The following is a 15014-nucleotide window of genomic DNA, read 5'->3' on the forward strand; positions in this document are numbered from 1 at the left end:
CGTGAGTGGCCTTCTGGTCGATACAGACCACCCGGTAGCCGGCCGCCTTCAGGAAGTTGACGATCTCGCGCCAACCATGGGGATTATTCCAATATTTGCTTTGCGCGGTGCTCTGAACCGCGATGCAGACATAGGGCTCGGCAATCGGCCTCTTATCATCCTTGATGGCGACGCGCGGCGGTTGCTCGGTCAGATCGACGCCCAGAATGTAACCCGCGGTCCGATGTAGCCCGACATGGCGAAAATCGGATGGCTGATAGACGCAATCCTTGTCGTCGAAAAACAGTCCGACGCTGTAGGTCGCGTAGTATCGCTCCGGCTTTACTTCTTCGTGCGTGATGAACTCGATGTCAGGATAGGCGTCGCGGAACAGTTCGATCAGCGGCGCCCCCATGGCGCAGCTCAGCTTGCAACCGTGCTTGTCCTTGAATTTCACGGCATAGGGAAACCATCCCATTGTATCGCCGAGCGTCCCGACCGGAAACTGGATCAGGACAGCGCGATCTTTCGCCGAGTATTCATGATCAAGGACGGATTCGCCCTGCTGCGAGACTTCTATTCCGAAACGGATGTAGTAGCGCTTGCTGCTGTTGACATAGCCGCCCGCGAATTCCGTTTCGAACAACACATTGCCTGTGTCGAGATCCCGAATCCTCACCTTCCAGGGCTGCTCGCCATGAGGGCAAACAATTCGCGCGCCGTCATTGAAGTCGAAGTGCAGTCCTTTTGGACCGACCTGAGTGGGCAGTTTAGCGGCCGCAGGATAGGCAGACTTCGGGGCGTCGGCATTCGACGAAACAACGTCCGACTTGATTGGCGCGGCGTCGGTCGAACGATCAACGACTATGTTGGGTTGTTCCGGCAAATGGACCGACGGGCGTTTCAGCGCGATCGCCGGCGCAACGGTAATCGCATTCACGAAAGACCCCTGCCCTGAAATACAAAGAAACTGCTCAAAAAAGCGAACAACAACGTAGCGAGATTATAACCTCGTCAACGAAACCTTGGCGAGTACCTCCTCGGGGCTGCTCCGGAATCGCAGGAGCAAAACAACATGCAACCATGAGCTGCAATCTCAACGCTACTCCAACTTGCCTCGGGCGAGGTCTGCGCTGCCCGTGACAACGAACGTGGCGATCACCATCGCGGCCAGTTGGTAGAGGCCAATGCGCAAATTCCGCTCCGATTTGGATGCAGACAAGATTCTGATCATTCACGCGAGAGAAGCTGGCTCCGGGAACCGATTTAGGTTCCTTAGAAAGGAGAGGCGCGTGTGATTGCGTTCGCGCGATCCGAGCCAGCGCACTGGAGCGGCAAGGGCGAGATGCTGACTCAAGTCGAGCGCATTTCGAAGAAAGTCATTCTGGCCGCTGGTTTGCGTCCCGAGCTGACCTTCACGTCGTTTGGCCGGCATGGCCGGGCCACCGAGGCGAGCACGTCCGGCCTCACCGAAGCGCAACTGATGAATCAGGGCCAATGGTCATCGACCAAGGTGAAGGCGCTACCTCCATCACGACGACGAGGCCAAACAGGACGCACAGATCAAGCGCATCAAGCGGCGCAAGCAGGCGGCCAGAAAGTGAACATTTTGTCGGAATGGATTCGGCGCGCTTGTCGAAATGGAAATCAAGAAATCCGACAAGTACTTGAAAACATTGGAGCGGGTGAAGGGAATCGAACCCTCGTATTCAGCTTGGAAGGCTGCTGCTCTACCATTGAGCTACACCCGCATCGAGCGATCACCTAACACGGCCGGACGGCCGTCTCAACTGCCTCGGCGGACGTCCTTGTGCGCTGGTCAACGAGACTATGTCCGCGCGATCCGGCCGGTTTCTGGCCGGAATGGGCCGGATGGCGGCCTTAACAGCGGCAGATTCGCCACCTATATTGCTGGTCCCATCAACAAAGAAAGGAGGTGATCTAGTGTCTTGTCTCAAGCGCTGTCACCTCGCTGGGATCGCCCGCTAGGCGCTGAGTAATCAGCCTGGCATCGGGGCGCTCTCAGCCCTGGACCAGCGAGACAACAAATCCGGGGGCGCGGCGGAAGCGATTCCGCCGCGCCTTTTTTGGCTGTTCGGGCCGCGCTACTCGCCGCCGCCATGCCAGGGATACCTTGTCGCAGCACGAAAACCGGCCGGTCCGCTACACATGAAATGTCGGCGTCGCCGGCTTTGGGCCGTCCTTGGGCCTGCCACATCAGAAATGAGGAGCTCACCAGATGCTTTATGCCATCCTGGCCTATCACGTCGAAGCCGAGGTCAAGTCGTGGAGCGCCGATGAGGACGCAGCCGTCATGGCGGGTCTGCGCGAGGTCCATCAACGGTTGAAGGGGCGGCTCGGCCCGGCTGCACGGCTCGGCGAAACCCGCAACGCCAGCACCCTGCGCGGGCCCGGCCACGGCATGGTGATCGACGGCCCGTTCTCGGAGACCAAGGAGCAGCTGCTCGGCTTCTACGTGATCGATTGCGCCGATGAAGCGGAAGCGATCGCCGCGGCGCGCGACCTGCGCAGCGTTAACCCGTCGGCGGTCTACGAGATCCGCGCGCTGAAGCGCTACACCCCCGGCGCACCGTTTCCGGAAACCGCCGGCCCGAGCGACGCGTAGAGATCGCGCCTGGAGAGCTGCTCAACGGCTGGAGCGTTTCGGCAATTTAGGTAGCTTGCTCGGATCGAACTTCGGCAGCGGCAGATCCGGCGGCGGCTCGGGCGGCACGTCGTGGCTCGGCATCAGCGTCACCTCGAAGGCGAGATCGGGCACGGCATCGGCCCTGCCCTTGCAGATCGCGATCGCGCCGCTCCAAGCGCCCTCGAGCCGCACCACGAGGTCGTCGGTGCCGAACACGGTCGAATGTCCCTCCGAGTGCCGACTGGCCGTGAGAACGGCGGAGAAGCGCTCACCGTCGACCTCATAGGTGCCGCTGTAGAGCATGATGGCATCGCTGCCCCACAGCCTGCCGTCGGCCACGTGCACGATGCCGGTGCCGTCGGCGAGCGACGTGCGAAACCACGCCGCATAGGTGCCGTTCTTGAGCATGGAGCCTGTCTCCACTCGCTCCGTTTCACAGCAAACGATCTGGGCACCGTCGCGTTAACAGGGAGTGAAGGAACTTAGATGAAGGAACTTGGGTAAAGGAACTTGGGCACTGCGCTCATTGGCCGCCGTCGATTTGCCGTCCCATGATGGCGATCGCCTTCTGGTAGACCTGCGCCGCGTTCCAAGCCTCGATCGCAGCGAAATTGGGTTCCCCCGGCTGATAGCCGGCGCCGGCGCGCCAGCCATGGGCATGCAGGAAGTTCGCCGTCGAGCTCAGCGCGTTGGCGGCAACGTCGAGATTGCCGGTGCCATAGGCGAGGACGTTCTTCGGCATGAACTGGGTCTGGCCGATTTCACCATGCATCGAGCCGCGCGTGCTCCCGGACAGACTGCCGCGGTCGATCAGCTTCAGCGCGGCATAGAGCTGATCGGTGAAGAAGTCCGGACGGCGGCAGTCATAGGCAAGCGTCGCGATCGACGACAGCATGTTCTGGTTGCCGCGCTGGCTGCCGAAGCCGCTCTCCATGCCCCAGATCGCGATCAGCGGTCCCGGCGGCACGCCGTAGCGCTGCTGGATCGAGGCGAACATGGCCGCCTGCGACTGCTTCAGCGAACGGCCGCGCGCCACGATGGTCGCAGATCCCCGCTTGGCCATGAACTGCTCGAGCGACAGGCCAAAACTGCGCTGGCCGCGATCCGCGGCGATCGTCGCACTGGCGTAGTGTGCCTGCATCAACGCGTCGATCGCGGTGGCACCGACGCCCTTGGCCCTCGCCTCACCGGCAAACTGCTCCTTCCAGGCTTCGAATCCGCCGGGCCCGTTGCCGCACTGCGCTGCGTTCGCCTCTGCGCCCAGCGTTGCAACCATCACGACGATGGCGAGCGCCGACGTCGCAATCTGCCAGCCCCTGATCATCCGAAACCTCCTCCGAAAAATGTGCCGCCGCCCCTCGCGGGCGCGGCGCTGACGATGGCCTGATGTAGATGACCCGGCGATGAACGATCCGCCTCAGATTCGGCCGCGGACCGTCACGATATGTCGCCGGCAGCGGATTCGCCATCCCGGCCACATCAGGCAGGCCGGGACATTTGGCCCCTGCCTCCGTTCGGCGGATTAACGGAGTTCAGCGGCGGCGCCCGGCGAGCCCCGCACACGGCGCTTGACATTGACACTAATGAGAAGGTGCTAGGCCGACCTTCGACAGGGAGATCGCGATGCGGATTCAGGAGGCGGCACACCATCTTGGCGTGAGTGCACGGACGCTTCGGCACTATGAGGCGGCTGGCCTGATCGTGCCGCGCCGGAATTCGAACGGCTATCGAAGCTACGCCGCGTTGGAGATCGAGCGGGCTGCGTGGGTGAGAGACCTCATCGCCGCGGGCTTCTCGACCCGCGAGCTTCGCAATCTTCTGACCGCGCTTGAAGTCGGCCGGCGCGGCGCGCGCGTGAACTGCTCCTTAGTGATGCAGGAGAAGCTCGACCAGATCGATCGGGCGATCGCGGCGCTGCGCAAGCGGCGGCGCGCCCTGTCGCGTCGTCTGGCCGGACCGGATGGCGGTCCCAGCAACATCAGAACATCAGGACCTGGCGATGAAGATACTCAATATCCTTGCGAGACGTTACCTGCCGCTCGAGGGCCTGGACGCGGCCGTGGCCTTCCACGAAGCCCTGATCGGCCAGCCGGCGCGGCTTCGGTTCGACTATCCCGAATATGATCTCAGGCTGGCGCAGATCGCCTCGATCCTGTTCATTGCAGGGACCCAACAGAGCTTGAAGCCGTTCACGGCGACGCATCTGACGTTTCTGGTCGATGACATCGACGCATTCGCCGCGCATCTCGCCGGCGTCGGCGCCACGATACTTGAGGCCCCCAAGCCGGTCCCGACCGGCCGCAACATGCTGGTGCTGCATCCGGACCAGACACGCGTCGAATATGTCGAGCATCGCGACAAGCATCCCGCCGACGTGCTGCCTTGAGCATGTCAGCCACACGGCGGCGATGACGGCAGCGCCAGCTCGCGAGATGTCGCACGCGATGCTGCACGCTACGGCACCTCGCCTCGCCGCAGCGGGCCAACGGTTTGCGGGCGGTTGAGGAAGAACTCGCGGTTGCCGAGCGCGGCCTCCGCATACTGGTCGATCGCCACGATGATCGCCTGCACGTGGTGAAAGCACCAGCCTTCCCGCGTCGCCATGTGCCGGACCTCGGCCAGCGCCTTGATCCAGGGTGCATGATCATCGCTGTCGTGGAAATACCGAAGCGGCTCTCTCATCTTTCCTCCGGCAGATCACGTCCTCCAGCTCGGCGCGCTTGCGCGACAGCAGAAGCTGCGCCGATGCACTATCGCGTCCGGCCTGCCTGAGCCGGTTCACGGATGCGTCGAGCGCGCGCAACTCGGCGCGCAGCCGCTGCATCCTGGGTACGTCATCAGGCACGCGCTTCGCCGGCGACCAGCTCCCGCTTCGCCGCGCGAAGAAAGATCGGTGTCGCGGCGCGGCGGCGCGGCGCAACGCTCGCATGTACGATGATCGGCTCGCGGTCGCCCAGCATGCCACGCTCTTCGACCAGACGGCTCATCACCAGACGCATCTTCAGGAGGTCCCCGGCAACGAAGGCGCAGTCCTCATCCCGGTTGATCTGCTGTCGCATGATCGCCTCAGCCTCGAGCATGCTGACGCGCAGCGCCCTGATCTGCCTACGAATTTCGTTGATGCGGTTGTCCATGGCGGCCTCTTATTCACGGTGGAGGGCAATTAGAACAAAACAAGAACATATAGTCAAGCGGCGCAACCTACTTGTCGTGGATTTTTGTCATCGCAGGTCGCGCCAGTTCCTGCCGCGGGAACCAGAGGATCACCATTCTCACGAACTCAACGTGAGGATGTTCGATGATGCGAGACCAGAGAGCCACGAACCAACGCGCCCGGCCGGGATCACGGCGAATGTGTGCAAGCGTCTGCGGTGAGGCCGCGACAGACCGTCACAGCCGGCGGCATCTTTATTTGCGGCCTCCCTTACGAGGATGCGCGTCGTCAGGATTTCCTCAGTGCTCGGGCCTTCCGTGGCAGACAAACAGCCGACACATGACTGTGGAACAGTTCGCCCTTGGAACTTGTCTACTCAAATAGACAAATTAGAATGGGGTCGATTCTGTTTCGATCATTGCGCAGTACATGACGAAGTCTTCCAAACTGGTTGCCGCGAAGCGCGGCAAGGTCCTTCTGGTCCGACGTCGATCTGACGGGCTGTGGATGTTCCCCGGCGGACGCAGGCGTGCGCGCGAGACCGGCAAGGACTGCCTGAAGCGTGAGATCAAGGAAGAGCTGCCGAAGCTCAAGCTCGGCAGGCTCAGCCTGTGGAAGGAAGTGACGGCCAAGAACAAGCGTTCCGGCCGCAAGATGAGCGATGCGATCTTCATCGCCAAGAACGCCAAGGGACGGCTGGCGATCGGCGACAAGAAGGAGATTGACCGCGCCGCCTGGCAGAAGCCCCGCGGACTTCGCCTGACGCCGACCTCGCGCTACATCCGCGATCGTCTGTTTCCAAGGAAGCTGCGGCGCCGGAGATAGGCGGCGGGATATCTGCTGCCCGCGGAAAATCACAGATTTCGGCTTTGGCATTTGGCGACTGCGCGGGCACGCCTTGCTGATTTGTTGAGCTTCGCCCACCATCGACGCGTGCTAGGAATGACGTGATCCGTACGGACCGGACCACGACATCAGCCGGAATTGCGTCAGAATGAGCTTCCCCTCCAACCGCCAGAGGCGGCTATTCAGAATCGTTTCCGCGCGTTGGCAGCGCCGGGCCATCTTCCTGCTGGGCGGCATTGCAGTCGGTGCGGCGGCTGTCGCGCTCGCGCAACTCGCGGATCTGGCGCAGATCGCTTTTACAGCACTGGTGTCGCATATCCGTTATGCCTCGCTGGTGCTGACGCCGATAGGCTTCGCGCTGTCGGTCTTCCTGACCAATCGCTTTTTTCAGAACGCGCAGGGAAGCGGCATCCCGCAGGCCATCGCAGCACGCCACCTGACCGACCAGACCGCGCGCGAAAGTCTGGTTTCGCTGCGCATTGCCGCCGGCAAGGTCCTGCTGACCTTGTTTGGCCTGCTGTGCGGAGCATCGGTCGGGCGCGAGGGACCGACGGTGCAGATCGGCGCGTCGATCATGTTTGCGCTCGGCCGCTTCTCGCCCCGTCGTCAACCCGGCTTGATCCTCGCCGGTGCGGCGGCGGGCGTCGCGGCAGCCTTCAACACCCCGCTGGCCGGGATCGTATTCGGCATCGAGGAAATGAGCCGCGCCTTCGAGACGCGAACCTCTAGCCTGATCATCGGCGCTGTGATCGCCGCGGGCCTGACCTCGCTCGCTTTGATGGGCAACTACACCTATTTCGGCACCAGCGCGACGGCCCTGCGCAACGGCGCCGACTGGCTCGCGGTCCCGCTCTGCGGCATGGCCGGAGGTCTGGCGGGCGGCCTGTTCAGCCGCATCCTGATCGCGATGGCACGCGGATTTGCCAATCCGGTCGGACGCACCATCAAACGCTATCCGGTCGGCTTTGCCGCGATCTGCGGATTTGCGGCGGCGATTTGCGGGATCGCCTCCGACGGCGCGATCTACGGCACGGGTTATCAGCAGGTCAAATCCGCGCTCGAAGCCGGATCCCAATTGCCCGCCAGCTTCAGCGTGTGGAAATTCCTCGCCACCACATTCGCCTCGATCAGCGGCATGCCGGGCGGCATCTTCGCGCCCTCGCTCGCGGTCGGCGCCGGGCTCGGCTCCAACATCGCGCCGCTGTTTCACGGCGCGCCGCTGCCGGCCATCATGCTGCTCGGCATGGTCTCATATTTCGCCGGCGTGGTTCAGGCCCCGATTACGGCCTTCGTGATCGTCACCGAGATGACCGACAATCACGCGATGGTCGTGCCGCTGATGGCCGCGGCCCTGATTGCGCACGCGAGTTCGCGCCTGATCTGCAAGGAGGGCGTGTATCACGCCCTCGCCAAGGGATTCATCGATCGGGCTTCGCCGGCGCAGCAGACGACGCCGGCCTGACGTATCCGACCGATCAGGCTTCAGCCGTTATAGGCGAACAGCTCGATCGGCTCGCTGAAGCCGCGCACCGGATGCTCGCCGACATGCTCGAGCGCGAAATCGTGCTCGACAAGATCCGCGAACGCGCGGGACAGTAGCACAGTCTTCTTCAGCTGCTTGGTGAGCGCTTCGAGGCGCGACGCCATGTTCACGGCGGGACCAATGACGGTGAAGTCGAGCCGGGTGCGCGACCCGATATTGCCGTACATGACATCGCCGACATGGACGCCGATGCCGTAATTCATCGGCGCACGGCCCATCATGCCGTTCCTTTCGCTCAGCGCCGCCATCGCCAGCCGCGCCTCGGACACCGCGTGCAGCAGGTTGGCGCAGGCCTTGGGATCGCTCAGCGGGAAAATCGCGAGCAGGCCGTCGCCGATGAATTTCAGGATTTCCCCGCCATGCCGCGTGATCGGCTCCGACATCGCGTCGAAATAGTCGTTCAGGAGATCGATGACGTCATCGCGCGGCCAGGAGTCCGAGATCCGGGTGAAATCCCGCAAGTCGCAGATCATGATCGCGGCGCGAACCGTGGTGCCGCTGCCGCGCCGCGTCGCGCCGGCCAGGATCATCTCGCCGGCATGCGACCCGACATAGGTCTCGAGCAGCGTCCGCGCCAGGCGGTTCTTCATCCGGATCTCGCTGACCAGCGCCAGCACCGGCAGCACCGTCTTCAGGCTGGCGATATGCGCGTCATCGAAGCCACCGGCGCGGTCGGTCGCGAAGGTCACGACATGCCGCTTGCCGAGCGTATGCAGCAGCGGCCACGCCACATAATCGGTCAGGCCCTGCGCGCGCATGTCGTCATAGAGCGCGTGCTTGCGGCCCTGCGACGGGTCACGTTCGAGCTTCTCGCGCACCTCCTCGGCACCCTGATGGATTTCGTAGACCGGACTGCCGATATATTCCGATCGCTGCTGGACATCGTAGTCGACCCGGTTGATCTCAGCCTCGCTTTTCCCGTCGGCCCAGATGATCCGGGCGCCAAGCCATTGCGGATGCTGGATCAGGAGGTTCATCGTCGCCCGCTTGAGCGGAATGCCCGTGCGCTGCAGCCGGATGCACAGCTCGGCGAAGATATTGTCGATGAAGCGCTGGTCGCGCGTCTGGTTGGTCAACCAGCTCACAACGTCGCCGTCGGACTGCGGCGGGACGGAATCGATGTTGGGCGCGTTCATGGCTGGCTCCGGAGCGGCGGGTGGGGTCGGCAACCGGTATGTCGTGCTTCCGCCCGGCCACGTCAACGCTGCCAGCGGTATCGTGATCGAGTTAGTCGGCCTGCCCGAGCCCCTCGAAGGGCACCGTGGGCCTCCGGGTGGTGTGGTGAGGCCGGACGGTCATAAGAGAGCCGGATGCGACAGCCTGCGGTCGTATGGACGCACTGCCAAAATATCGAAAACAACCCCATGCAAAGTAGCCGGCGGACACGGCAACTTGACTCGTCGGGCAAATCAGCGGCATTCTTCTACTATCCAGAAATCGTGCAGAGCCTCGCCCTGGAACTATCCGCATATGGCATTTGCGGACTTCTGCAACTGACGTCTCGATGTCGTCATGGCCGGGCCATGGAACGTGGCCGATAGCCATTTGCGATCGCCCTGCCCGCAGGCGGGAGCGGTTCAGGGAGCCTGTCTCGGGATCGATTCAGCCGGACCTCTTCCCGTCCTATCCGCCCAGCCTGTCGACCTCGGCCTTGCCGGCCTTCATCACCAGCGGGATGTGCTCGCCCTGCCCAAGCAGGCAGGCCACGTCGCGCAGCGGGTTGCCCTCGACCACCAGCAGGTCGGCAAAAGCCTCCGGCGCGATGCGGCCGAGCTTGCCCTCCATGCCGAGCACCTCGGCGCCGATAATGGTCGCGCTATGGATCACGGCCTGCGCACCGAGCAGCTCGGCGCGGATCCGAAACTCGTCGCTCTGCAGGCGTTGCGACGGCCCGAGCAGGTCGGTGCCGAACCCCATCTTGACGCCAGCCTCGCGATAGATCGCGAGCGAGCGCAAGCCGGCGTCACGCACGTCGGCGACCTTGGCGACGCTCGCCGCAGGCAGGCCGTACTTGGCGCCTTCGGTGGCCAACGCCTCGTAGGTGACGAGGGTCGGCACCGCATAGGCGCCCTGCTCCGCCATCAGGCGCGCGGTCGGAAGGTCGACCAGATTGCCGTGCTCGATGGTGCGCACGCCGCAGCGCACCGCGCGCTCGATCGCCTCCGCGGTGTAGGCATGGGCCAGCACATAGGTGTGACGCGCCTTCGCTTCCGCGACGATGGCGCGGATCTCGTCCTCGGAATAGCCGAACGCACCGATCGGATCGGTGGGCGACGCGACGCCGCCGGACGCCATGATCTTGATCTGGTCGGCGCCCATCTGCAGCTCCTCGCGCACCGCCTTGCGCACCGCATCGACGCCGTCGACGACACGCGCGATGGCGCCGACCCGCACGCAGCAGGAGCAGGTCGGGTCGGCCAGATAGTCCGAGCGTGCGCGTCCGTCGCCATGGCCGCCGGTCTGGCTCAGCGCACGGCCGGAGACGAACAGCCTCGGACCATCGGTCAGGCCGGTGTCGATCGCCTGCTTGAGCGCATAGCCGGCGCCGCCGGCATCGCGGACGGTGGTGAAGCCGCGCTTCAGCATGCCGCGCAGCAGCATGGTCGAGCGCAGCGTCACCAGCACATTGGCCATCCGGGCCTGCTGCGACAGATCGAGCTCGACGGCGACCGCATGCACATGCAGGTCGATCAGGCCGGGCATCAGGGTCTTGCCCTTGAGGTCGATGACACGATCGACTGAGGCCTCGATCGGCCGGTCGGAGACCTCCTTGATCAGGCGATCCTCGACCAGCACGTGGTGACCTTCGAGCAGATCGGACCGCAGCGGATCGAGCAGCGCGGCATTCTTGAAGAGGATGGTAGGCATAGTGGTCTCCGGTCAGGATGCAGCCTGCGTGATCACGCGGCTTCGCTAGCGATGTCTTCGAGCGATCGGCCGCGCGTCGGCACGCCCATCAAGAGGACGGTGACGGCGCCGATCAACAGCACCGTCGTGGTGACGCCGAACACGCCGGCAAAGCCGAAATTCGGGTAGAGATAGCCGACCAGGATCGGTGCAATGATCGCGCCGATGCGGCCGATGGCGGACGCAAGGCCTGCGCCGGTGGTCCTGATCGCCGTCGGAAATACTTCGGCCGTGTAGGCATAGACGCCGGCATAGGTGCCGTTCATGAAGAACGACAACAGCAGGCCGGCCGTCATGATCTGCCCGTCGCTCGCGGCAAAGGCGAGCCCGAGCGCGCTGATGCCGCCGAGCAGCATGTAGGTTGCGATGGTGGCCTGTCTTCCGATCCGCTCGTTGAAAAAGGCGGCGGTGAAATAGCCCGGCACCTGCGCGCAATACATCGCGAGCGAATAACCGAAACTCTTGGTGATGCTCATGCCGTTCTGGACCAGCAGGCCGGGGATCCAGACAAAGAACGAATAATAGCTGAACGTGATCGACAGCCACATGATCCAGGTCATGGTCGTGATCCGCGCCTGGCGGCCGGCCAACAGCGCCGCGAAATTGCTGAGCAGCGTTCCCGACGATACGGCCGGCAGAACGGGCTCCGCGACCGGTGGCGGCAGCACACGGCCCTCGCGCGCGAAGCTGGCCTCGACCTTATCGAGCACCGCTTCGGCTTCCTTCACCCTGCCGCGGCTTTCCAGCCAGCGCGGCGATTCCGGCAGCGACCTCCGCCACCACAGCAGCATCACGACCGGCACGGCGGTGATCACGAGCACGATGCGCCAGCCATTCTCGTAGGCAGGCACGATGAAATAGCCGAGCAAGGCGGCCGCCACGAAGCCGAACGAAAAGAAGCCGGCGAGCGCCCCGGTGAAGGCGCCGCGGTAACGCCGCGCCACGAACTCCGCGAGATATGGCGCGATGATCGCGCTTTCCGCCCCCGTGCCCATGCCGGCGACGACGCGCGCGGCGAAGAACGCCGGCCAGCTGTCCACCGTGGCGCTCACCAGCGAAGCGACGCTGTAGAGCGCAAGCGCCGACATCATCACCGCACGGCGACCGATCAGGTCGCCCAGCGTCCCCGCCAGCAGCGCGCCGAACAGATAGCCGACGAAGGTGCTGCTGCCGAGCACGCCGGTCTCGACATTGGTCAGCCCCCAGGCGGTGCGCAGCACCGGCAGGATGAACGCCAGAACCGCGGCATCCATCGCGTCGAACAGATAGCCCAGGCCGCCCATCAGCAGCAGGTGCACATGGAAACGCGCAAACGGCAGGCGCTCGATGCGCGCCGAAATCACCGACATGAAATAGCCCCCCTCCGCCCCGCGGTCGGCACGCGCCGCGAGGTCAGTCCCGGGGAATGATAGACAAATCGGTATTATGGGAATAATTTATAATCGTTATCTAGTACATCACCATTGTGAATATTGCCCGTGTCCTTCCGCACGCTCGACCTCAACCTGCTGAAAGTCTTCGAGGCGCTGATGACCGAGGGCAGCGTCACCCGCGCCGCGAGCGCGCTGACGATGACCCAGCCTGCCGTCAGCAACGCCCTCGCCCGCTTGCGCGACGCGCTCGGCGATCCCTTGTTCGTACGCACCGCCAGCGGGATCCGCCCGACGCAGCGCGCGGTGGCGCTGTGGCAGCCGATCGGCGATGCGCTGGAGCACGTCCGCCACGCGCTCGACGAGGACGCCTTCGATCCACGGCGCACCGAGGCCGAGTTCAGCCTGTCGATGTCGGACTACGTGTCCTCGCTGGTGATGCCGCGGCTCATCAACCGCTTCGGCGAAATCGCGCCCTCCGCGCGCATCCACACCTTGCCCAACACCATCCTCGAGATCGGCGACCGGCTCGAGGACAACCGGGTCGATTGCGTGCTGAGCGTCTATGTCAACGAAGCGCAGCAGCCGCCGGCGGCGATCCGCTCACGCTCGTTATGGACCGTCGAATATGCCTGCATGATGCGTCGCGATCATCCGCTGGCGAACAGGAAGCGGCTCAACACCCGCAGCTTCCTCAACGCCAAGCATGTCGATGTCAGCCTCGCCGGCAAGACGCTGCCGACCTACGACCAGTTCCTCGCCTCGCGCGGGCTGTCGCGCAATCTGGTCACGACCGTCAATCACTACAACGCCGCCTACGAGATCGTGCGCCAGTCCGACCTGATCGCGGTGCTGCCGCGCGACCTCAGCGCCCAGTCCCGCCACGCGCCCCATCTGCATGCGGTGCCGGTGCCGCTGCCGGCGCCGCCGCGCATCGTCAGTCTGTTCTGGCACCAGCGCAACGACACCGTCCCCGCGCAGCGCTGGCTGCGCGAGACGCTGGTGGAGCTGTTCGCGCGGATGGAGTGAACCGGCGCAAGGCGTGCCCCTGTCAGGTCGATGTGGGCGCGGGCTCGATCGACGCTGCGTCCGCGGCCGGCGACGGGACGCTCCGGATAAGCGGACGTCCAAACAGCCGATGCAGCGCAAGGTAGCTCGCCATCGCCACGCCGATGCCGGTGAGCCACGACAAATCCACCCCGCCGGTCGCCAATGCAAGCGGACCTTGCATGGCCTTGATCGTGCCCATCTGGAACGCCCACGCCGCTCCGAAGCCGGCCGCAAAGGCGATCAGCCCGGCCCAGTTGAAGTCACGATCCCGGCCCGGTTCCTCGTAGAGCGAGCCGACATCGATGCGGCCGCGTCGCACCAGGTAGAAGTCCGCGAGCGTCACGCCTGCCCATGGGCTGATCCAGACGATCAGGGCGACCATGAAATTGTCGAAGGCATGGGCAAAATCGCCCGACTGCAGGAAGCCGTACAGGATCGCGGAGGCGATCAGGCCGGACAGCACCGAGATCACCCAGCGCGGCCGCCGCAGGTCGAGCGCCAGCGACGACAGCGCCGCCGAATAGATCACGACGATGTTGGTCGCGATCGGGCCGTGGAGCAGCACCAGCAGCACCGGCAGCGCCATCGTGCCGAAAGCCGCGATGATCAGCTTCGACGGATCGGAACCGGCGCCGGCCGATGCAATGGCCGCACCGAGGAAGGCGAGCCAGACCGTCGGCAGGAACATGCCGAGGAAGGTCGCCCGAAACACACTGGCCGCACCGAGCGAGGGCCTGGTGAAGCGCGTATAGTCGGAGGCATAGGTGAGCCACGAAATGCCCCAGCCGATGCCGATCGCGGTCATCAATTGCGTCGCGGCGGCGAATGCCGGCATGCCGGTGACATTGGCGGACTGCCATTTGATATCGACGCGCAGGAATGCGAGCGCGGTCATGACCGCCATGATCAGCAGGATGAACGGCATGGTGTAGCGCTCGAACACCTTGATGGCATTGAAGCCCCAGGCCGCGATGCCGATCTGGAACAGCATCACCAGCACCGCGATCGCGTATTTGAGCTCGATGCCGCCGCCAATCCCCATCCGCTCCAGCGCCGCCATGCAGAGATCGAGCACGATCCAGGTGTTGATCGCGACCCATCCCATCGGCATCAGCACTTGCGCCAGCGCCGGCAGATATGCGCCGCGGCGGCCGAACGCCAGCCGGCCGAGCACCATCTGCGGCACGCCGGTGCGATGCCCCATCAGGCAGAAGGCGGCGAACAGCGCCGCGCCGAACAGATTGCCGACAACGATGACGGCAAGCGTTTGCAGCAGGCTCAGGCCGAGCTGGATGCCGAGTGCGCCCAGCACCCAGTTGATCGGCGCGATGTTCGCACCGGTCCAGATCCAGAACTGATCGAACGATGACGACGTGCGATGCGCCGCCGGCACCGGTTCAATTCCGTGGGCATCGAAGCCGGCCTCATCCTGCGCCGGAAGCTGTGTCTGCTTGAGCATCATGTTTCCCCCGTTGTCCGGCACATTGGTTTGAGCCGGGATGGGGTATCTGAGCAGCA

General features: G+C 64.1%; 15 protein-coding genes and 1 tRNA gene. 6 read left to right on the forward strand and 10 right to left on the reverse strand.

Translation table 11 applies throughout. The annotated features are described in order from the left end of the window. Together Q0030_RS25140 and Q0030_RS25145 are read right to left on the reverse strand one after the other, a co-directional pair. The coding region (locus Q0030_RS25140) for an autotransporter strand-loop-strand O-heptosyltransferase (RefSeq protein WP_298372973.1) at positions 1–919 on the reverse strand (919 nt) is incomplete at its 3' end. Between the two features lie 737 nt (positions 920–1656). Further along, positions 1657–1730 (reverse strand) — tRNA-Gly (locus Q0030_RS25145). Positions 1731–2218: 488 nt separating this feature from the next. On the opposite strand from Q0030_RS25145, the gene Q0030_RS25150 reads away from it, so the two are divergent. Continuing rightward, positions 2219–2605, forward strand: a complete 387-nt coding sequence (locus Q0030_RS25150; protein ID WP_298372976.1) for a YciI family protein — start codon at positions 2219–2221, stop codon at positions 2603–2605. A 21-nt stretch (positions 2606–2626) separates the two neighbouring features. On the opposite strand, the gene Q0030_RS25155 is transcribed toward Q0030_RS25150, so the two are convergent. Together Q0030_RS25155 and Q0030_RS25160 are read right to left on the reverse strand one after the other, a co-directional pair. Then, on the reverse strand, positions 2627–3034 hold the full coding sequence (locus tag Q0030_RS25155) for a hypothetical protein (protein WP_298372977.1): 408 nt from the start codon (positions 3032–3034) through the stop codon (positions 2627–2629). 115 nt (positions 3035–3149) lie between these two features. Then, positions 3150–3950, reverse strand: a complete 801-nt coding sequence (locus Q0030_RS25160) for a lytic murein transglycosylase (RefSeq protein WP_298372978.1) — start codon at positions 3948–3950, stop codon at positions 3150–3152. A gap of 299 nt (positions 3951–4249) precedes the next feature. Between Q0030_RS25160 and Q0030_RS40610 the strand changes: the two genes are divergently transcribed. Further along, positions 4250–4750 (forward strand): MerR family transcriptional regulator, encoded by a 501-nt coding sequence (locus Q0030_RS40610; protein ID WP_363323486.1) that lies wholly within the window; start codon positions 4250–4252, stop codon positions 4748–4750. Further along, the gene (locus tag Q0030_RS25165; RefSeq protein ID WP_363323487.1) at positions 4686–5012 is read left to right on the forward strand and encodes a hypothetical protein; all 327 of its coding nucleotides are present in this window, start codon (positions 4686–4688) and stop codon (positions 5010–5012) included. The genes Q0030_RS40610 and Q0030_RS25165 overlap by 65 nt, the downstream gene beginning before the upstream one ends. Positions 5013–5080: 68 nt before the next feature. On the opposite strand, the gene Q0030_RS25170 is transcribed toward Q0030_RS25165, so the two are convergent. Both Q0030_RS25170 and Q0030_RS25175 read right to left on the reverse strand, forming a co-directional pair. After that, a complete protein-coding gene (locus Q0030_RS25170) occupies positions 5081–5308 on the reverse strand; it encodes a hypothetical protein (protein WP_021081740.1) in 228 nt (75 codons plus the stop codon). A gap of 155 nt (positions 5309–5463) precedes the next feature. After that, positions 5464–5760: a hypothetical protein gene (locus Q0030_RS25175; protein WP_298372984.1), complete on the reverse strand. Its 297-nt coding sequence runs from the start codon at positions 5758–5760 to the stop codon at positions 5464–5466. 449 nt (positions 5761–6209) lie between these two features. Between Q0030_RS25175 and Q0030_RS25180 the strand changes: the two genes are divergently transcribed. Further along, a complete protein-coding gene (locus tag Q0030_RS25180; RefSeq protein ID WP_298372986.1) occupies positions 6210–6605 on the forward strand; it encodes an NUDIX hydrolase in 396 nt (131 codons plus the stop codon). A gap of 169 nt (positions 6606–6774) precedes the next feature. Beyond that, positions 6775–8088: a chloride channel protein gene (locus Q0030_RS25185; protein ID WP_298372988.1), complete on the forward strand. Its 1314-nt coding sequence runs from the start codon at positions 6775–6777 to the stop codon at positions 8086–8088. 20 nt (positions 8089–8108) lie between these two features. On the opposite strand, the gene Q0030_RS25190 is transcribed toward Q0030_RS25185, so the two are convergent. The 3 genes from Q0030_RS25190 to Q0030_RS25200 form a co-directional block, all read right to left on the reverse strand. Further along, positions 8109–9305 carry an adenylate/guanylate cyclase domain-containing protein gene (locus tag Q0030_RS25190; RefSeq protein WP_298372990.1) on the reverse strand — a complete coding sequence of 399 codons (1197 nt, stop codon included), beginning with the start codon at positions 9303–9305 and terminating at the stop codon, positions 8109–8111. A gap of 487 nt (positions 9306–9792) precedes the next feature. Then, positions 9793–11037: an amidohydrolase family protein gene (locus tag Q0030_RS25195; protein ID WP_298372991.1), complete on the reverse strand. Its 1245-nt coding sequence runs from the start codon at positions 11035–11037 to the stop codon at positions 9793–9795. A gap of 32 nt (positions 11038–11069) precedes the next feature. After that, positions 11070–12425: an MFS transporter gene (locus Q0030_RS25200; protein WP_298372994.1), complete on the reverse strand. Its 1356-nt coding sequence runs from the start codon at positions 12423–12425 to the stop codon at positions 11070–11072. Between the two features lie 123 nt (positions 12426–12548). On the opposite strand from Q0030_RS25200, the gene Q0030_RS25205 reads away from it, so the two are divergent. Further along, a complete protein-coding gene (locus tag Q0030_RS25205) occupies positions 12549–13475 on the forward strand; it encodes a LysR family transcriptional regulator (protein WP_363323488.1) in 927 nt (308 codons plus the stop codon). A gap of 22 nt (positions 13476–13497) precedes the next feature. Here Q0030_RS25205 and Q0030_RS25210 read toward each other — a convergent pair whose 3' ends face one another. Then, positions 13498–14955, reverse strand: a complete 1458-nt coding sequence (locus tag Q0030_RS25210; protein ID WP_298372996.1) for a cytosine permease — start codon at positions 14953–14955, stop codon at positions 13498–13500. Positions 14956–15014 lie beyond the last annotated feature (59 nt).

The sequence above is a fragment of the uncultured Bradyrhizobium sp. genome (assembly GCF_947648125.1).
Lineage (GTDB): Bacteria > Pseudomonadota > Alphaproteobacteria > Rhizobiales > Xanthobacteraceae > Bradyrhizobium.